This window comes from Pseudanabaenaceae cyanobacterium SKYG29, assembly GCA_025055675.1.
Lineage (GTDB): Bacteria > Cyanobacteriota > Cyanobacteriia > Pseudanabaenales > Pseudanabaenaceae > M5B4.
The window spans coordinates 58,151-77,777 of the sequence record JANWWT010000005.1 but is presented as its reverse complement, the minus strand read 5'-3'; the positions used below and the strand labels follow the sequence as shown (position 1 = coordinate 77,777).

Sequence of the window (19,627 nt, the reverse complement as noted above, 5' to 3'; positions counted from 1 at the left end):
ACAAATTGCAATATTGACGAAGCCCAGAATGGTGTGCATAGTTTCCTGTTGCGTCTTGTATGAGCAATAAATTTGAAAAAATCAAACAGGAGAAAGACGGACTGAAGGTCAAGGAGGAGATTGCTCAGTTTGCCCAGATGGGCTGGGAGCAGATTCCCAAAGATGACCTAGAGGTGCGTTTAAAGTGGCTAGGGGTGTTTTTTCGTCCTGTTACTCCTGGTCGGTTTATGATGCGGCTGCGACTGCCTAATGGTATTGCCACTAGTCAACAGCTGCGCACACTGGCAGAAATCATCGATCGTTATGGTGAGGAAGGCAGTGCTGATATTACTACCCGCCAAAACATTCAGCTAAGGGGGATTGTGATCGAAGACTTGCCAGAAATTCTCTCTAAATTAGAGGGATGTGGTTTAACTTCTGTGCAGTCGGGGATGGACAATGTGCGTAACCTAACGGGGTCACCGGTAGCAGGAATTTGTGCTGACGAACTAATTGACACCCGCCCCCTACTGTACGAATTGCAGGCTATGTTGACCAACAATGGTCAGGGTAATCCTGAATTTACTAACCTGCCCCGCAAATTCAACATAGCGATCGAGGGGGGAAGAGACAATTCCGTGCATGCGGAAATCAATGACTTAGCCTTTGTGCCTGCCTACAGAGAGGGGATTTTAGGGTTCAATGTTTTAGTGGGGGGCTTTTTCTCCTCTAAAAGATGTGCAGCGGCAATTCCTTTGCATGCCTGGGTGACTCCCGATCGGCAGGTGATAGAACTATCCCGCGCTGTCGTAGAAATATTTCGTGACCACGGACTCAGAGAAAATCGCCAGAAGGCACGTTTGATGTGGCTGATTGATGAATGGGGGATTGAGAAGTTTCGGGCAGCAGTACAAGCTAAACTCTCATTTCCTTTGCTCACAGCAGCAGAACATGATGCGATCGATTGGGAAAAGCGGGATCACATTGGTGTTTACAAACAAAAGCAGCCAGGATTGAACTATGTGGGCATGCATGTCCCTGTAGGCAGATTGCAAGCGAGGGATTTATTTGAATTTGCCCGCTTGGCAGAAGTGTATGGACAGGGGGAGGTGCGCTTCACTGTCGAACAAAACGCTATCATTCCCCATATCCCCGATGAAAAACTAGCAGATTTCCTCGCTGAGCCGCTGTTACAGAAGTTTTCTATCAATCCTCTGCCCTTAGAACGAGCCGTAGTTTCCTGTACAGGCGCACAATTTTGTAACTTTGCTATCATCGAGACCAAACAACGGGCGATAGAATTAGCCAGGCAACTAGATGCCCTCCTGGAATTGCCCCGTCCTGTGCGGATTCACTGGACTGGTTGCCCTAACTCCTGTGGGCAGCCTCAGGTTGCTGATATTGGCTTGATGGGGACTAAAGCTAGAAAGAATGGTCAGGTGGTAGACGGCGTTGACCTATATATGGGTGGCAAAGTGGGCAAAGATGCTCAACTAGGCACCTGTGTTCGCAAAGCTATCCCCTGTGACGACCTGTTGGAGGTACTCAAAGAAATTTTGATTGAACAGTTTGGTGCTCGTCCCAGAGTGACAGCAGTAGAACAAGTAGCTTAACTCACAAGACTAGAGAAGGAGGAACAGTATGAAAAACACAACCAGAAGACAATTTATCCTAGGTGCTAGCAGTACCGCCGTCACTGTCCTAGCTGGTAAAGGAGGGGAAGCCCTCAGCCAAAGCTCGCTGTTTGTCGCCTCAGCCGATACCCCCGAAGTCACCAAGGCTAAGCTGGGGTTCATTGCTCTCACTGATGCCGCTCCCCTCATCATTGCCAAGGCTAAGGGTTATTTTGCTAAATACGGCATGCCCGACGTGGAGGTAGTCAAGCAGGCATCTTGGGGAGTCACCAGAGACAACCTGGTGCTGGGTTCAGAAGGAGGAGGTATCGATGGGGCTCATATTCTCACACCCATGCCTTACCTAATTAGTGCTGGCATCGTCACGGGGGGCAAGAAAGTACCTCTCTACATCTTGGCAAGATTGAACCTCAACGGGCAGGGAATCAGTTTATCCAACGAGTACAAGGGGTTGAAGGTAGGTTTGAACGCAAGACCCCTCAAGGAGGTATTTGCCAAGAAGCGGGCGCAGGGGAAAGAAGTCAAGGTGGCTATGACTTTCCCAGGCGGTACCCACGATATGTGGGTGCGTTATTGGTTGGCAGCAGCAGACATTGATCCCACTAAGGAAGTTTCTACGATCGTTGTGCCTCCGCCCCAGATGGTTGCCAATGTGAAGACGGGCACGATGGATGCTTTCTGTGTGGGTGAGCCTTGGCCGCTGCAGACAGTAAACCAGAAGGTAGGGTTCAACGTGGCTACTACAGGGGAAATCTGGAAAGACCATCCGGAAAAGAGCTTTACCATGCGGGCTGATTGGGTGGACAAATATCCCAAGGCAACCAAAGCAATCTTGATGGCGATCCTTGATGCCCAAAGGTGGTGTGATAAGGATGAGAACAAACCAGAGATGTGCCGCATTCTCTCGGATAGAAACTGGTTGAAGGCACCCTATGAAGATATTATCGATCGCTCCCTGGGCAAGTTCGATTTTGGCAATGGTAGGGTCTTTGAGGATAAAAACCTCATGCAGAAGTACTGGCGAGATTTCGCTTCCTATCCCTTCCCCACCCATGAACTGTGGTTTTTGACAGAAAACATTCGCTGGGGCTACTTCAAAGCGGACACTGACACCAAAGCTTTGATAAAGGCAGTTAACAGGGAAGACCTGTGGCGGGAAGCAGCTAAGGCTCTCAACATTCCCAAGGGACAGATTCCGGCTTCCACTTCCCGTGGCAAGGAGAGATTCTTTGATGGCGTGGTGTTTGATCCTGAGAAACCAGAAGAATATTTAGCGAAGTTGAAAATCAAGCAATTGAAGGCATAACTATGACAAGAGCATTGACGACTAGGAGAGGGAACCCTTGGCTGAGCAAGTTGCAGCAACTGGCAGCAGTGCAGGTGTTACGGAAGTTATTCCTGGGTTTGGTGGGGGTAGCTCTCTTTCTCCTGATTTGGCAAATGTTGACAAACGCGGGCATCATTAAGTTGCCTGCTCCCACTACCGTGTTTGAGGAGACAAAGCAACTGATTTTTAATCCCTTCTATCGCGGCACTGGTAATGATGCAGGTATTGGCTGGCAAATTTTGTTCAGCTTGAAGCGGGTAGCTATGGGCTTTTCCCTGGCGGCGATCGTGGGCGTGGCAGTGGGTATGGTAGTTGGGGCTAGCCCCCTCCTCTACGATGCGTTTGATCCGATTCTGCAGGTTTTGCGTCCCGTCCCCCCCCTCGCCTGGCTGCCGATTTCCCTGGCTGCTTTCAAAGATAATGAACCTGCTGCTATTTTTGTCATCTTTATCACGGCGATTTGGCCCATCATCATCAACACGATCGTGGGTGTGCAGCAGGTGCCCCAGGATTACCGCAATGTGGCAAGGGTGCTGCGTTTGTCAAAGGTGGACTATTTCCTGCATATCCTTGTCCCAGCAACAATTCCCTACGTGTTTACGGGTTTGCGGATTGGTATTGGCTTGTCCTGGCTAGCGATCGTGGCGGCAGAGATGTTGATTGGGGGTGTGGGCATTGGCTTCTTTATCTGGGATGCCTGGAATAGTTCTCTAATTAGTGAAATTGTGATTGCGGTGGTGTACGTGGGGTTGGTGGGCTTGTGCCTCGATCGGATGGTCGCTTGGGTAGCCAGATTGCTCACTAAGGGTGCTGACAACTAGGGGGTAGCTATGACAAAACCGTTGATTGAGATTGACCACGTGGATATGGTGTTCCCTCTACCGGATGGGAGGACCTACACCGCCCTCAAGGATATTCATCTGGAAGTGCGAGAAGGGGAATTCGTTTCTCTGTTGGGGCACTCTGGCTGTGGTAAATCGACGCTGTTGAATATTGTGGCAGGGTTTCTGCGCCCTTCTGTGGGGGGGGTAGTCATGGCAGGTCGCCAGGTGATGGAGCCAGGTCCCGATCGGATGGTGGTTTTCCAAAACTACTCCCTCTTGCCGTGGAAGACGGTCTATGGCAATGTGGCGTTGGCTGTAAGGGCGGTTTTTCCCCGTATTTCTGCCACAGAGCGCCGGCAACGTATCCAGAAAGCTTTAGAAAGCGTGCATTTGTGGGAAGCTCGCCACAAGTACCCTATCCAGTTATCAGGGGGGATGAAGCAGCGGGTAGCGATCGCGCGGGCTTTGGCAATCACACCGAGAGTTCTGTTGTTAGATGAACCCTTCGGGGCATTAGATGCTCTGACTAGGGGGAGTTTGCAAGAAGAGTTGATGGCGGTTTGTCAGCAGAGCGAGATGACTTGCCTGATGGTCACCCATGATGTGGATGAGGCATTGTTGTTGTCCGATCGGGTGGTCATGCTCACCAATGGACCGGCAGCACGGGTGGGGCAGATTTTGCGAGTGCCTTTCCCCCGTCCCCGCAATCGTCATGATGTGGTCAATCACCCCAGCTACTACACCTTACGACAACAGATTGTTGATTTTCTCCACCAACAAAAACGGCGGTCTGCCCCTGTGGTCTTGACTCCTGCTGTTGAAACTGAGAAGGTCACGATCGGCTATCTTCCTTTGACAGATTGTGCTCCTCTGTTGGTAGCCAAGGAGTTGGGGTTGTTTGCCAAATATGGCTTGGCAGAAGTGGAATTGTCTAGGGAGAATAGCTGGGCGGAGATCATCGAGGGAGTCACATCAGGCAGATTGCAGGCAGCACAGATGTTAGCACCCTTACCGATCGCCTTGGCGGTTGGTTTACAAGCGGGTCAGCCCCAGCCCTCCATAACTGTTCCCCTGGTACTCAGTCGCAACGGCATTGGCATCACTTTTGGTAACAAACTGATAGACCAGGGTGTAACGAACTTCCTCAGTTTAGCTGAATACATTGAGCGCAGGAAGGAGCACCGTCTTGTCTTTGGTGTAGTCCACACAGCATCTATGCACAATCTGTTGTTGCGCTACGAACTAGCTAGGGCAGGCATTGACCCCGATCGGGATGTGGAACTAGTGGTAGCTCCTCCCTCCCAAATGGTTTATCACTTACAGGCAGGGCATATTGATGGTTTTTGTGTCGGTCAACCTTGGAACAGCTATGCCGTGCATGAAGGTATGGGCACGATCGTGAGTACTAGTTTAGACATCTGGGATGGTCATCCAGAGAAGGTATTGGCAGTGAATACTGGTTGGGCTGTCAGTCAACCTGAACAACAAATTGCCTTGGTAAAGGCTTTGCTCGCTGCTTGTGAATACTGTGATGATGTTAGAAAACGGGAGACAGTCTTAACTCTATTGACAGCCTACCTTGATGTCGCTCCTGAGGTGCTTGCCCAGGGCTTTACTCAACCTCTGAAAATGCCCCTTGCACCTAGCCGAATGACGGAAAAAATTTACCATCGGTTGCATCAATTCTACGTTGATCAATCCTACTGTCCTGCTCCCAGCGAAGGGGTATGGCTGCTGACGCAACTGGCACGCTGGGAAGTTACACCCCTACCCCAAAATTGGTGGGAAGTTGTGCATCGGACCTATCAAGTTGATGTATTTGCTGAAGCAGCGAGGGAGTTGGGAATACCGGATACCGTACCCGATCGGCGTAGTTTTAGCCTTAGTGATGGCATTGAGTTCAATGCTGACGAACCCCTCAGTTATCTGGAGCAGTTTCCCATTCGACGGGCGATCGATTATCGGGCTGTTAGTCTTGTCTAATTTTTGTTGTGTCTAAAGGAGAAATAATTATGCGAACCCTCACTATTCCTACCGCCACCACCACTCATATCCGTATAGAAAATGTCACCAAAGTCTATGGTAAAAACGTAGTTCTTGCTGAGATTAACCTAGAAGTCAAAACAGGGGAATTTCTCTGTATTGTTGGTCACTCTGGTTGTGGCAAAACAACACTGCTGAACATGGTAGCTGGGTTTACCCAACCCACTAGTGGGGTAGTTTATATCAACGATCGTCCCATCACTGCTCCAGGTCCCGATCGGATGGTGGTCTTCCAAAACTATTCCCTCTTGCCTTGGCTGACTGCCTATCAGAACATCGACCTTGCCGTCAAAGCAGTATTTCCTGACCTCACCAAAAACAAAAGACGGAGCATTGTCTATGAACACCTAGAGCTAGTGGGACTACAGGAAGCAGCCCAGAAATATCCGGCCCAACTGTCAGGGGGTATGAAACAAAGAGTAGCGATCGCTCGTGCTCTGGCTATTCGCCCCGAAGTCCTCATTCTCGATGAACCCTTTGGTGCCCTAGATGCCATTACCAAAGAAGAACTGCAGGATGAACTACTGAAAATCTGGCGTAACCAACAAATTACAGTCATGATGATCACCCATGATATAGATGAGGCTTTGTATTTGAGCGATCGGATTGTGCTAATGACTAACGGACCTGCTGCCCAAATTGGCGAAATTCTGACTGTTCCCTTCGGTCGTCCACGGAATCGTGCCCGTTTACAGGAGAATCCTCAGTACTACAGTCTGCGTAACTACATTTTAGAATTTCTCTATGAGCGCTTTGCCCACCATGAATGACCTGACTGGGTGAAAACTGACACTCTGTTTTATCGCCTGCTGCAGACCTTTCCACAGCTGCTGTTTCAAATGCTCGATCGGGACTACATCCCAGGCTACAGATTCACATCTGTAGAAGTCAAGGAAAAGGCATTTCGCTTTGATGGCATCTTCACCCCGCCCACTGATGATTTGCCTCTGTATTTTGTGGAGGTGCAGTTTCAATACAATCCCAACTTTTATCGTCAACTTTTGAGTGAAATTTTTCTCTTCCTTAACCAACAGAACACTAGTCAGGATTGGGTAGCAGTACCTATTTTCCCCACCCGTGCTGTAGATGTGAAACAGTTATCTGCTGTTGAGGAGGAGATGGTTAGTAGTGGCAGGATAAGGCGCATTTATCTGGATGAGTTGTGGCAAAGGTCAACACCAGAGTGGCAGTTGTTGGAATTAATTACTTGTCCAGAGAGTAGGGCGCAAGAGGTGGTACGAGACCTGCAGGCAAAGACCAGGGATGAAGTTATACTAGATTTTGTGAGCACGATACTGTTGTACAAATTTCCGAGATTGAGTCGCAAGGAGATAGAGCAGATGTTCAGTTTGGATGACCTCAGAAAAACAAGGGTAGTGCAAGAGGTGGAGCAGGAAAGCCTGCAGAGAGGAAGGGAGCAAGGATTGAGAGAAGGATTACAGCAAGGTCAACAGGTGGGTGAACTACAGCTACTACAGAAACAGATTAGTAAAAAGTTTGGGGTATTACCACCAGACCGATCGTTGCAACTACAGGGCTTAGACATTCCTCAGTTAGAGTTACTGGGTGAAGCACTCCTAGATTTGGCTACCATTGACGAGTTCTACAGCTATCTCGACCAACTCACCTCTTCTCCTTGAAGACCGACACTTCATTCTGTAGCCGTTATTTCCCATGCTCGATCGGGACTACATCGCAGGCTACAGTTTTACCTCGGTCGTTACATGATTTGGATGACCTGTAAACCCTACTGTATACAGAGAGCAGAAAGCTGGCCAGACCTGCACGGGCAGATGTAGAATTAGGGCAGCAGCACATGACTAAGGGTAATGTTACTCGATCGTCCCCATCCTAGCAATCCCCCCCCATCTTTGCGAGAACTGTTGATTTTATTTTTGGGTTTTATTACAGTTATTGCTCTGGTTGTTTGGGGTTTGTTCAGTCTGCTTACAGCTTTGTTAGTCTGGTTAATCCCCCCACAGCTGGAGGCTCAGATTGGTGCAGCAGTGATTAAGGAGTTTGAGAGACAAGCCCAACCAGGGTTGATCCAAGATAAACTCAATGAGCTACAAGACCGACTGGAAGCTAAACAAGCTAGCCAAGAAAGACGAGACCTCAAGGTAATTTATATTCCTGAGGAAACTGTAAATGCTTTTGCTGTGCCTGGAGACCGCATTATTATCTTTCGAGGTCTGTTGGATTATGTCAAATCTGAGAATGAGTTGATGATGGTATTGGGGCATGAAATTGGGCACTTTCGTAATCGCGACCATCTGCGGGGCATTGCCCAAAGCTTGACTTGGCAGATTGTGTTTGCTGTCTTTTTCGGTGATAACAGTATCTTACAATCGATCGGTTCTGTTACTTCTGCGATTACGCAGTCGTCTTTTTCCCAGAGGCAGGAATTGGCAGCCGATCGGGTGGGTTTGGATTTGTTAGTAAAAGTCTATGGTCATGCTGGTGGGGCTGTTGACTTCTTCGCCCGTTTAGCAAAGGCAGGAAAATCCCCTGCTGTTTTGACTTTTCTCTCTACCCATCCCCATCCCCAAGCGAGGGTAAAGCAATTAGAACAAATTATCCGCCGTCAGCGTTACTCTACTCAACCAGTGCTGCCCTTGCCACCCCAGTTACAAATGTCTGCCACCAACGACAGGAAATAACTCATTTTTTATGGGCAATCTCCATAGTGAGATAGGCAGAGGGAGCGACAGTGACACCTCTTCTAGTGGGCTTGATTGGTCTTCCTAGGGGGTCAGGCACAATCCTGTAGGCGAATTCCCTTAGCAAAGTCAGTAAGACAATCTTCATTTCCCACAGAGCAAAAGCTGCACCAATACATCTTCTACCCCCACCACCGAAAGGAAAATATTCATAGGCTGTATATTGTCGTTCTAAGAACCGATCGGGTCGGAATTCTGTGGGTTCTGGATAGATGTCCGCTCTTCTTTGTACCAGATAAATACAGGGAAATAACAGAGTGCCTGCAGGGATGGTGTAATCTCCTAGGCCTATCTCCTGGTGGGGAATACGGGGTTCTGTGAGAATGGCTATGGGATAAAGACGCAAGGTTTCCTGACAGACAGCGTGGAGATATGTCAACTGCCCAATCGTTGCTAGGTTACCATTCCATTCTTTTATCTCTTGCAGTAGTTTGGCTTTGACAGAGGGATGTAGATCAATCAAATACAAACACCAAGCTAGGGCCGAGGCTGTAGTTTCGTGTCCTGCCAGTAGGAGCGTTAACAGCTGATCCCGCAATTCTTGATCAGACATGCCTTTGCCTTCTTGGTCCTTGGCACTAATTAATAGACTTAAAATGTCGCTGCCCAGCTCTTGTTGCCGTCTTTTTTCGTTAATTTCGGCAAAGAGAAGTTGATCAATCTGACTGCGTTTTTGGAGAAATTCACCCCAATTTGTCCAGGGTTGCTGTAGCCAGGCAACGAAGATGGGAGTAGCTTTTAGGGGAGAGGATACAGTTTCAATCATTTCTGTTATCAGGCTTTCCACCTGGGCGTAGCGATCCCCTACCCTTAAGCCAAAGACAACTCGCAAAATAGTCGCCAGGGAAATTCTCTGCATCAGCCGTCGGACATTGACCTGGGCACCCCTGTAGGCAAGAAAGAGGGTGTGGGCAATTCCTTGGATGACATTGCCGTAGCTAAGGAGCCGATCGCCATGGAAGGGGGGCAGCAATAACTTCCGTTGCCGCTGGTGCTGTTCCCCGTCTAGTAACAGGAGGGAATAACTGCCCAAAAGCGGACGCATGATAGTACTGCCCACGCCAGAATCAAAGTACCTGGGGTCAGCACCCAGTAACTTTTGCACATAGTCAGGATGGTTGACGAGCACAAAGGGCTGAAAATATTGCCAGCGCACACTGAATAAATCCCCATAGCGGCGGAAATTGGTTTCTAAGTAACCGATCGGGTCAGTAATCCAGTGCCACAGTTGCCACAGGGGTGGTGTAGGAGAACTGGGGGGCAAAGTCATAGGCAGTGATTCTTACTATTCAAATGATATAGTCTTTTCAATGACAAAAATGGGAGGGCGTTCATCTTCTAGGCTAGGATTGTAAAAAATAAGGGATGTTGTCGATGGCGAACTTTTGGGAAGGAATTTTGTACTTTAGCCCCCTAGAGGAGGAGTTTAATACTTACGGTGCTAAACCAGCAATCAAAGACAAGGCAATCCACAGCATTGATACCACCAGCGCCTACCAGACTATGTTAGGGGCAGATGCCCTACGGTACTTGACTTTGCAAATGACTGCCACCAAGGCATCGGGACACCCAGGGGGCTTTGCCAGTATCGCTGACACAATAGCAGCGCTAGTAATGCTGGGGTACAAAAATATTATGACGGAAGTGGGTCATCACGCCCCTGGCTTTTACAGTCATGTCTTCCTCGATCGGTCTCTGGAGGCTATGGGGATTTATACTGTCCAGGAACTCTGTCAACGCTTCCGCGAAACCCACGGCTTATTGGGGCACCTGTCAGGGCAAATTCCTGGCTTACTCAATCCCGCTGGTCCCCTGGGGCAGGGACAACATTTTGCGATGGCGGCGGCGAAACTATACCCTGGGGTGTTATTTCCTGTGACGATTGGGGATGGGGGGTTAGGCGAACCCTATGTGATTAGCAGTATGCAGCATTTTCACACCGCTTACCCCAAGGTGACGAATTTTCTGCCTATTTTGGTGTGGAACGGGTTTTCCCAGGAACACCACAGCATGAACTCCACTAAATCCAACGGCGAGATGGTCACCTACTGGCGGGGGAACGGCTTCCAGGAAGTGATTTTAGTGGATGCCAAGGATTTTGATGATGCCCAACAGGCAGGGGACTATGTGGATAGTACTTTGTTTTCCCGCAAGAATCGCCTGGCTTTTACCCAAGCGGTTTTAGAAGCTACCGATCGAGCAGCTAAGTCAGCCCTCAGTGGCACTCTCACTGTCCTGATTGTCAAGCAGTTGAAGGGGGCGGGAGTCCACGACAGAGGTGCCAAATCCCACAATCTCTACGGTCATCATACCCTCGACAACCCCCAAATTGTCTCTGCTCTGAAACAGCGTGCTCTCTCCCCAGCGGCATGGCAATTAGTGCGCACTAACTGGGAACGATCGGCGGGGGGGCCGGCTGCCCAAGTGGTGGTCACAGAACGGGAATTCCCCTTAGCCAAACTGACAGAACTACCCCTAAAAGAGTTTGCTGTGGGGGATAAACAGGTAGCCACAACAGCCATGGGAGTGCTAGCAGCGGCAGTGGGACAACAGGATAGTCATTTTGTGGTCACTAATGCCGATGGTAATGCTGCCTCTGGGATCAACAATATCAATCAAGCCCTGAAAATCATTCACCCCACAGCCGATGAAACTTACCACCAACAACCCCAGGGACAAGTTTACGAACCTTTGAGTGAAGATGCCTGTGCAGGTTTAGCAGCGGCACAAGCCCTGTTGGGAGCGCGTTCCCTCTGGTGTTCCTATGAATCCTTCGCTATTAATGGTCTGCCTATTTGGCAAACCGTCACCCAGGCAATGGCGGAATTGCGTCGCCCCACTCCCGCTACCATCTGTCTATTTACAGCAGGAGCTTTGGAACAGGGACGCAACGGCTGGACCCACCAACGCCCAGAGATTGAAAACTATTTTGCTGCCATGATGCGCAATGGCAATATCTTTCCCCTGTTTCCCATCGATGCTAACAGTATCCAGGTCTGTTACAGGTGGGCATTAGAGCAGGTTAATAAGGGCATCACCATCACCGCTAGCAAAACCCCTTTGCCTGTCCACAGTACCTTTGCCCAGACAGAACAAGCTCTCCAAGACGGAGCAGTGATACTCAAACAATATGAGGGGCAGAAAACGATCGTGTTAGCTGTCCTCGGCGACATGGTGTTATTACCCGTAATGCAAGCAGTGACGACCCTAGTGGAGCAGGGCATGGGGGTCAAGGTGGTGAGCATTGTCAGTCCCCGTCGTCTGTACCGTCCTGAGGATGTAGCTACGGAAAACTGTGCCCAGGCGGATACCCACTTCATCAGTGACGCAGATTTTGCGCGCCTGTTTGGTGGCGATGTACTGATAGGAATTACGGGGGGCAGTAGTGCTATGCTCGAACCCTTAATCCTGAGGAACAAACTGCCCTTTGCTGTTCTGTCCTGGAAGCGGGGGGAAACCTGTGCTACCCCTGAACAAGTGATGGAGTTGAACGGACTGACTGCCGATCGGATTGTGGGGCAAGCCCTAAAAATTCTTGGCTAACTTCTGTTAAGTTTGCTATACTGATATTCGCAAGTTGGGGTGTCGCCAAGTGGTAAGGCAGCTGGTTTTGGTCCAGCCATTCCGAGGTTCGAATCCTTGCACCCCAGTTTTTAGGAAAGGGAGAGGGGTAGGGTTGTTTTTGCATCCTGCGGGGGGCTGTGGTGAGACAAAGCTATGGATGACCTGACGGGAATTTCTCTTGGTCAAGATAAGCGTTATTACCTACAGTCCCTCCTATTCCAATCGGGCTTATCGTTTGTGTACGAAGCGATCGATCGGTTAGATGAATCCCCAAAATTAGTGGAAGTCTGGGATGTAGACCTAGCCAGAGGGCAGGCGGATTTCCTGGAGCGGTTACAGGAAGTGATGCAAATACAGGATAATCGTCTGTTATCTGTAGTGGATGGAGGCATCCTAGTTATTCCAGTGGGGTCTGAGATATTGCGAGAAGTGCCTTATGTTGTCACTGACACCTTACCGCCTAGTATTCCTCTGACACCTCAGTTACCTCTGGCAATTGCCTTGCGCTTGGCGATCAAACTGGTGACAACTGTTCACTATCTCCACAGTGGTGCCTACCTCCGCTCCCGTAGTGGGCAGATCATTGGGCAGCTTAAGTTATCCCATGGGCACCTGTCTGACCAGAGTGTCTGGCTCGACCCCGATTGTAACAAACTAATCCTGCGGGATTGGTATCGCTTCTGGCTCTTGGAAGGCAAGTTCTACCCTGCCCAGGATGTCCAGGATTTGCTTTTACTCCTCAAAAGTTTCCTGCCCACCTCCCACCGCCTATTCCAACCTATCTGGGCAAAAAATTACACCACCGCTAAAGAAATTGCAGCGGATTTGCGGCAATGTCAGCTCAAACTGCAACCTAGGCGGTTTAAGTGGTATTCCCTCGTGATGTTGCCTGTGGTAGCTATAGCGATCGGTTTTTTGCTTTTTGACCTAGCTCGCCGAGGGCTTGTCGAACGCCGTCCTCAACCTGTTGCCACTGGGGTTATTACAACTGTTGACATACCTCCTCCTGTTACAGTTTCTCCCCCTCCCCGCCCTGTTTATAAGTACGTGCCCCAGCCTCCTAGAGAACCCCAGGTCTATCGTATTGATTTCCCCACTACCCCACCCCCTGAACCCCCTCCCTCTACCAGACCAGCAGTGACACTGCCCCCTGAGCCTACAATTCCTCGCTCTACCAGACCTGTAGTCCCCCCGCCACCGCCGCCACTCCTACCCCCTACTCCCCTGCCTGCCCCTGTGACAAACCCCAGGGTAGAAATCAAGCCTCCCCCTGTTCCCTTTGTCCCCCCCGCTGCCGATAGTGAACCCGTCAAGGAGATTGCTACCACGATCGATGCTAACTTTGTTAACAACCACGCCCAGTTATTGCAACAGGTGGGAGAACGCGCTCTGGTGACTATTGCTGGGGAATTTACCAACCCCAACCGCCAGGAAGTAAGTATGCTAGTCCTAGCCACGAGGAGGGGACGCACGGCACCGATTTTTGCCGCCCGGGTCACGCGGGAGCAATGGCAGGCTGACCCCATGGGTGCTAGTTGGGCTAACTACATGTCCCGATCGAGTACTTTGTTGGGTTTCAGTTCTAACACAGGTGCTGCTAGTAGTGTTGTTCCCCCTCCCCGCCGTGCTCTCACTCCCTCTATTCAACCCCTGCCCAATGCTCCTACCCAAGAGGAAATTGAACAGGCAATTCAAGACCGCAAATAACCTATGGAGAAGTATTATCAACTGCGGGAATTTCTAGGGCAGTACGATCGAGTCCTAATTGCCTATTCGGGGGGAGTGGACAGCACCCTAGTTGCCCAAGTTGCCTACGGGGTGTTAGGAGAGCGGGCAGTTGCTGTTACTGCTAATTCTCCTTCTCTGTTTCCCGCAGAACTGGAGGCAGCTAAACAGCAGGCCCAAGCAATTGGCATTCCTCACCTCATTATTGAAACCAGGGAAATAGAAGACCCCCGCTATAGTAGCAATCCCCCCGATCGATGCTATTTTTGCAAAAGTGCACTCTACGACAAGCTCCTGCCTTTGGCAGCCCAGTTGAACTGTGAGGTGATTTGTGATGGTGTGAACGCCGATGACCTGCGGGACTATCGTCCAGGCATAAGAGCGGCAAAGGAACGGTCGGTAGTCTCGCCCCTCGCCCACCTGGGGATTAGCAAACTAGAAGTTAGAGCAATATCCCGCTGGTTAGGGTTACCCTGGTGGGACAAGCCCGCCCAACCCTGCCTGAGCTCCCGCTTTCCCTACGGTGAGGCAATTACTCCGCAAAAACTAGAACGGGTGGGCAAAGCAGAGTATATCCTGCGTCAGTTTCTCCCCGAAGCAAGGGAATTGCGCGTGCGCTCCATCGGAGACAGTGCCCGCATTGAAATTAGTAAAGATTTGTTTCCCCTACTGCTTGCCCGCGATGTGACTGCCTTGACCGCAGCATTGCGCCAATTGGGGTTTACCAACATCAGCCTTGACCTAGAGGGGTTCCGCAGTGGTAAACTCAATGATGTCCTCGTTCGGCGAGCCCAGGAGCCGCCCCCAAAAGTGACCATGGAATTAAGCGTTCCCTCCATTGTCTGTGAGGGCTGTGTAGATACAATCACCAAAGCCATCAAGAATCTTGACCCCCAAGCTGAGGTTACTGCTGACCTTGAGCGCAAGACCATCGCCGTCCAGACCACCGCGTCCCTCGACGACCTCCGCACCGCCATCACCAATACTGGGCACACAGTCCAATAGAAAATGGCAGCTGGGCTTAGCAGAACTGTTTTGGGCAGGTGTGGGTTTATGCTTGATGGTGGTGTTGACCCAGATGCAGGGAGCAATTTATCTACCTGTGTGGGAGCAGGGGCTGAAGCTAAAGTTATTTACTCTCAATGCCCGCTTACAACTGGGGGGGGTGTTTCTCACAGCGTATTTGGGAGGGGAGACAGCTGCTTTTTTATCCCAGGTGCTATATCTGGGACTGGGGTTGCTGGGCTGGAATCAGCTTAGTATTTTCGGCAATGGTGGTGGTCCAGATTATTGGCAAGAACCTACCTTTGGCTACCTCGTGGGTTTCGTTCCTGCTGCCTACCTGGCTGGTATTGTAGCTTTTAGCCGCCCTAAAAGTTTGGCAAATTTCCTGTGGAGTGGCATCCTAGGATTGCTAGTGATTCACCTAATGGGCATGGGCTACCTCCTGTTGCGCTTTGCTAGCCAGCTGTCTGAGTATTGTCTGAAATACACGCTTGTTCCCCTCCCGTCTCAGCTGGCAATTGTGTGCACTTGTACTGTGATTGCCTACCTGATGCGCTTGCTGTTATTGTATTAACTCTAGGAGAGAAAGATGTGGTAGCTACCCAGGTCATCGGTATTGCAGTGACAGCGCAGGGGAGGGAGATTCTAGACCAGATTCCTTGGCTTACCCTCCACGACCCCATTGATGACCTGAGAAAGGAGTTGGCTAAATTCTGGCAGAGTCAGTCCACGATTGTGTTTTGCTTGCCCCTGGACAAGGTGGTGAAATTGATTGCTCCCTACCTGGGTGCGGAACCCCACCCCAATGTCATTGTCATAGATACGCCTGCCCGCTATGTAATTAGTCTGTTGGGAACTAGTTATCTGGTGGAGGAAATTGCCAACTTGGTGCACGGGCAACCGATCGGGGCGGTTGTGACGACGAGGGGGATTATCCCTGCCGATCGGTGGGGGATACCGTGGGGTTGGCGCTTGGGTAAAGGGGATTGGCAAGGCATCAACCAAAAACTAGAGGATGGGAGCAGGTTGGGTGTAGTGCAAGAGGTGGGGTCAGAGTTGTGGAAACGAGCACTCCCCCCCCATCACTCCCTGATTTTTTATCCTGAGCCCAACGAGCACGCCGATATATTTATCAGTCACCGCTACCGTAATTTGCAACCCCATCAAGCCCAGTGGCATCCGCGGGTGTTATGGTTGGGTTTGGTCTGTGCCCCTGATACGCCAGCGGGATTACTAATCCAGGCGCTGCAGACGGCTTGCCAAATCCACTATCTGGCTGATCTCGCCATTGCCGGCGTAGTAGTGGCGGAAGCAAACGATCGCATAGCGGATATTGCCCAGCAGCGGGGCTGGGTCTACCAGATAGGCACTACCCCCGATGCAGAAGCCCTTGCCCGCCAAGGCGCAGGTCAGGGGGGATTGTTGATTGCCCCTAGCCAGTCCTTTCAGCATGCTCACCACCAAGGCAGTGTCACAATCGCTATTGCTTTAGCGTCCCAGGAGTATATCCCTGGCGAGGGATACCTAGGGATCATTCCCAATCAGCTGCAAGCCTTGACGTTACAAGAGCGGGAATGTTTGCTCACGGCGACAGTTATTATGGCAGAGTCTCTCCCTGACCAGTTTCGCTACGGTAAAATTGTGGAGACCCAGATTAACTACCCCCTAGCGGTCAGTCTGGCGCAAAGGGGCTTGCGGGTGACGGTGGTAAACGATCGCGCTGATCTAGTATTTGCCCACCTACTAGACCGAGGGTGGCAGGGGCGCTATCCCCGCGTAGAGGTTATTCCCGGTGTCAGTCATATCCAAACGATCGGAGCTAAATTGGGTATCGTCCTGCAGGAAAATTTCTGTGTGATTAACTTGCACGGCGGGCAGGCAGGGGAGGGGGTTCTGCAACGGCGGGTAGAAGCAGCAGCTATTAGTGATTTACTGATTGTCGTGCTGGAACCTTGTACACCCTATCGTCTCACTCCTCTGATTCTGAGTTTGGAGATTTTGCGCCATTACCGCTCCCTGACTACGCCAGTTGCCCTGGTTAAGGGCGAAAAAGTGACGATTACTCAGTTGCAAGATGTCGATCTGCGCCTAATCGATCGGGATACTACTCTCCTGATTGGCAATGATTTTACTCAATTTTTCCCGACCAACTGAGGCGTGGCGGAACTCCCTTCTCTATTTCTGAGTCAAAAATTCTAGCTGCCCAACTGAGGGACGTTATGGCAAGTTGGTTATGGCGTATTTTTCTGGCATCATTTTGGCTGCTGTCGACCCCTGCCCTGGCTGAGCGCTGTCAGTTGTTACCAGTAATTGGCGGCCAGGGGACAAAACAAATAAAAGAGGTAAGCCCGCCCAGTCTCCCTTACATTCCCTTTCTCCCCCTTGCCATTAGAAACAATTGGAATACAGATTTTGCTGTGCCAGGGGGCAAACAGTTTCGCTCCTTTACTGCCACAATAATCCCCGATCGGGATGTCACCTATGGGATTGAGTTTTACCTTAAGTACAGTGATGAAACTGCCGACAAGTTCTTTCACAAAACGGTGGAGTTAGCTGCTAACAAACCATTCACAATCACGGCTACCCCTCGCCTTAAAGATATGCCTTTTCAGGTAAATGTGTTAGTAGGGGGCATGGAAAGAGCGATTGGGAGTAAATACAGCCTCAGTGTAGCGGCTTGTTGGTAAAGTTGGCGGGGTCTTGGTCACGGCGGTGACGGGTGGGGAGGGGATCAGGTTGCCGATCGCTCAGTAGTTGGGCGGTTTGTTCTAGGGCTTGCCGTAGGTATTTGGCACTGTAGATAGACATATCGCGGGGGACGTTAATGCGGTCCCGTAAATAGCGCAGCCCGACTTCTGTCCCAGGGGGGGGCACGCAGTCCAAACTATGGTTCAGGAGGTTAGTGAGAGCGCACCGCAGAGCATAGTCAAAATCTTCTGGGGGAGCAGGATTGACTTTGATGATGTTGTGATGATGTTTCCACACGCGATAGACAGCTTCTCCTTTAGCGGTGGGGGGAATAGGGTATTGGGCATCAGGGAGTTGAAACCAATCCCCCCGATCGACTAATTGCTGGTTGACTTTAGTTTGGGGATAGTTGTTACTGTAACAGCCGCCTAGTTGGGGCGGGAGGTCGTGGACGTGGGTGTGGAAATCACTCTGCGTACCTAGGTAGGTCGATCGAGTTTCGAGGGCAGCAAACCACCGACTGAGGTGGGGGTAAACAGTACGGAGGGCAAAACCCTTGTAGTAGAACAGACTAGCGTGCATCCGCTCCAGGAAGGGCAGGAAAACAATGTCGACAACGCTAAAGTCATCTAGGAAATAGGGACTGGGGGTATGTCTAAGGGCTTGTTCCACCTGTTCCAGCACCTGTACAAACAATTGTTGATGATATTCATCTTGCTGGGGATAGCACAGCCATTGACACCAAGCACGGAATAACGATCGTTCTAATCGGCGTAGAGTCACCACTTCAGGGTCAGTCAGGCTGCGGTGGAGCACACCAAATTGCCGTTCCAGAGCCAGCAAAATGTCATCACTTTCGGTGATCAGCACACCGTCCAACTCCAAGGCAGGGAGCATGCCACTGGGCACTTTAGCTTTGTACCAAGTTTCCTTCTGTCCGTAACAGAACATAGTCACCTTGCGCACACGGTAGGGAATGCGCTTCTCCTCTAGCCACAGCCACACCTTTTGACAGTAGGGACACCAGGCGTGATTGTCCCGATAGAGGGTAACCCGTACCGCCCCCTCCGGTTGACCGAACAGACGCAGGGTAGCTTGGGAGTTAGTATTGCCGTTGACCCGATCGGGTTCCTGGTAGCCACAGCGATCGTGTAATTCTTGCCAGGTCAGGGGTTTCATAGGAGAGAAGCAATCAGGGCTTTTTGCACATGCATACGGTTTTCCGCCTGGTCCCAGACGCGGGAGTGGGAGCCTTCCAGGACAGTAGCAGTAATTTCTTCACCGCGGTGGGCGGGGAGACAGTGCAAAACTATGCAATCGGCGGTTGCCAATTCCAGGAGTGATTCATTGAGTTGGTAGGGCATAAAAATCGGCATCCGATCGTTCTGCTCCTGCTCCTTCCCCATACTAGCCCAAACATCGGTGTAGAGGACGTGGGCACCCTTTGCTGCAGCTCGGGGATCAGTGGTGATCGTAATTTCCGTACCCTCGGCATAGCTCTGGGCAAGTTCCACAATTTCAGGCAGGGGGCTAAACTGGGGGGGACAAGCCAAACGGATGTTAATGCCTACGATCGCACAAGCCAGCAGCAAAGAATGGGCGACATTATTGCCATCACCCAGGTAGGCAACATTTACATCCTGCATAGTAGGGAAATTTTCCTGAATGGTCAGCAAGTCCGCCAGGATTTGACAGGGGTGTTCCCGATCGGTCAGGGCGTTGATAACAGGAATACGGCAGTAATGGGCAAAAGTGGCTACCTCTTCCTGGGCAAAGGTGCGAATAGCCAAAATATCAACATAGCGGTCTAGGACTCTCGCCGTATCAGCGATCGGTTCACCCCGACTGACTTGGGTGACATTGGGATCGAGGTCAATCACCTGCCCCCCCAAGTGGTACATCGCCACTGTAAAACTAACCCTTGTGCGCGTGGAAGCTTTGCGGAACAGTAAACCCAGAGTCTTCCCTTGACAACTGCCAGTCTTACCGCCTGTGACTTTGTAGGACTGGGCGCGCTGTAGTAGTCCCAGAATTTCATCCCGACTCAGGTCAGCAATACTCAGTAAGTCTCTGCCTTTCAGTTGCTCCATAGTCATCTTCCTGCCAAAATTCTAAAAT

Annotated in this window: 15 protein-coding genes, 1 tRNA gene and 1 pseudogene; 14 read left to right on the top strand and 3 right to left on the bottom strand. The window is 50.7% G+C overall.

Translation table 11 applies throughout. The features are described 5' to 3' along the window. Positions 1-59: 59 nt before the first annotated feature. The 7 genes from NZM01_09120 to NZM01_09090 all read left to right on the top strand — a co-directional run bounded on the left by NZM01_09120 (position 60) and on the right by NZM01_09090 (position 8,467). Positions 60-1,592, top strand: coding sequence for a ferredoxin--nitrite reductase (locus NZM01_09120; protein MCS6960195.1), 1,533 nt, complete (start codon positions 60-62; stop codon positions 1,590-1,592). A 28-nt stretch (positions 1,593-1,620) separates the two neighbouring features. Then, the gene (locus NZM01_09115; protein MCS6960194.1) at positions 1,621-2,919 is read left to right on the top strand and encodes an ABC transporter substrate-binding protein; all 1,299 of its coding nucleotides are present in this window, start codon (positions 1,621-1,623) and stop codon (positions 2,917-2,919) included. A 2-nt stretch (positions 2,920-2,921) separates the two neighbouring features. Beyond that, entirely contained in the window at positions 2,922-3,761 is an 840-nt protein-coding gene (gene ntrB, locus NZM01_09110) for a nitrate ABC transporter permease (protein ID MCS6960193.1), read from the top strand. Between the two features lie 9 nt (positions 3,762-3,770). After that, positions 3,771-5,747, top strand: a complete 1,977-nt coding sequence (locus NZM01_09105) for a nitrate ABC transporter ATP-binding protein (protein ID MCS6960192.1) — start codon at positions 3,771-3,773, stop codon at positions 5,745-5,747. A gap of 29 nt (positions 5,748-5,776) precedes the next feature. After that, positions 5,777-6,577: a nitrate ABC transporter ATP-binding protein gene (locus NZM01_09100; GenBank protein MCS6960191.1), complete on the top strand. Its 801-nt coding sequence runs from the start codon at positions 5,777-5,779 to the stop codon at positions 6,575-6,577. A gap of 9 nt (positions 6,578-6,586) precedes the next feature. Further along, on the top strand, positions 6,587-7,447 hold the full coding sequence (locus tag NZM01_09095; protein ID MCS6960190.1) for an Rpn family recombination-promoting nuclease/putative transposase: 861 nt from the start codon (positions 6,587-6,589) through the stop codon (positions 7,445-7,447). A gap of 189 nt (positions 7,448-7,636) precedes the next feature. After that, the gene (locus NZM01_09090) at positions 7,637-8,467 is read left to right on the top strand and encodes a M48 family metallopeptidase (protein ID MCS6960189.1); all 831 of its coding nucleotides are present in this window, start codon (positions 7,637-7,639) and stop codon (positions 8,465-8,467) included. Between the two features lies 1 nt (position 8,468). On the opposite strand, the gene NZM01_09085 is transcribed toward NZM01_09090, so the two are convergent. Beyond that, positions 8,469-9,797, bottom strand: a complete 1,329-nt coding sequence (locus NZM01_09085) for a cytochrome P450 (GenBank protein ID MCS6960188.1) — start codon at positions 9,795-9,797, stop codon at positions 8,469-8,471. A gap of 104 nt (positions 9,798-9,901) precedes the next feature. Between NZM01_09085 and NZM01_09080 the strand changes: the two genes are divergently transcribed. The 7 genes and pseudogenes from NZM01_09080 to NZM01_09050 all read left to right on the top strand — a co-directional run bounded on the left by NZM01_09080 (position 9,902) and on the right by NZM01_09050 (position 17,508). Then, positions 9,902-12,070, top strand: coding sequence for a phosphoketolase (locus NZM01_09080; protein ID MCS6960187.1), 2,169 nt, complete (start codon positions 9,902-9,904; stop codon positions 12,068-12,070). Between the two features lie 35 nt (positions 12,071-12,105). Next, positions 12,106-12,177, top strand: a tRNA-Gln gene (locus NZM01_09075). A 67-nt stretch (positions 12,178-12,244) separates the two neighbouring features. After that, positions 12,245-13,798, top strand: a complete 1,554-nt coding sequence (locus NZM01_09070; GenBank protein ID MCS6960186.1) for a hypothetical protein — start codon at positions 12,245-12,247, stop codon at positions 13,796-13,798. A 3-nt stretch (positions 13,799-13,801) separates the two neighbouring features. Further along, positions 13,802-14,596 (top strand): annotated as a pseudogene (gene larE / locus NZM01_09065) (ATP-dependent sacrificial sulfur transferase LarE). Positions 14,597-14,876: 280 nt separating this feature from the next. Beyond that, entirely contained in the window at positions 14,877-15,395 is a 519-nt protein-coding gene (locus NZM01_09060) for a biotin transporter BioY (protein ID MCS6960185.1), read from the top strand. A 17-nt stretch (positions 15,396-15,412) separates the two neighbouring features. Further along, on the top strand, positions 15,413-16,975 hold the full coding sequence (locus NZM01_09055) for a hypothetical protein (protein MCS6960184.1): 1,563 nt from the start codon (positions 15,413-15,415) through the stop codon (positions 16,973-16,975). A 65-nt stretch (positions 16,976-17,040) separates the two neighbouring features. After that, positions 17,041-17,508 carry a hypothetical protein gene (locus NZM01_09050; protein ID MCS6960183.1) on the top strand — a complete coding sequence of 156 codons (468 nt, stop codon included), beginning with the start codon at positions 17,041-17,043 and terminating at the stop codon, positions 17,506-17,508. Here the strand turns inward: NZM01_09050 and NZM01_09045 are convergent. Both NZM01_09045 and argF read right to left on the bottom strand, forming a co-directional pair. After that, positions 17,486-18,688, bottom strand: coding sequence for a glutathione S-transferase family protein (locus NZM01_09045; GenBank protein ID MCS6960182.1), 1,203 nt, complete (start codon positions 18,686-18,688; stop codon positions 17,486-17,488). The two genes, NZM01_09050 and NZM01_09045, sit on opposite strands and share 23 nt — an antisense overlap. Beyond that, positions 18,685-19,599, bottom strand: coding sequence for an ornithine carbamoyltransferase (gene argF, locus NZM01_09040; GenBank protein MCS6960181.1), 915 nt, complete (start codon positions 19,597-19,599; stop codon positions 18,685-18,687). The genes NZM01_09045 and argF overlap by 4 nt, the downstream gene beginning before the upstream one ends. Between the last annotated feature and the right edge of the window lie 28 nt (positions 19,600-19,627).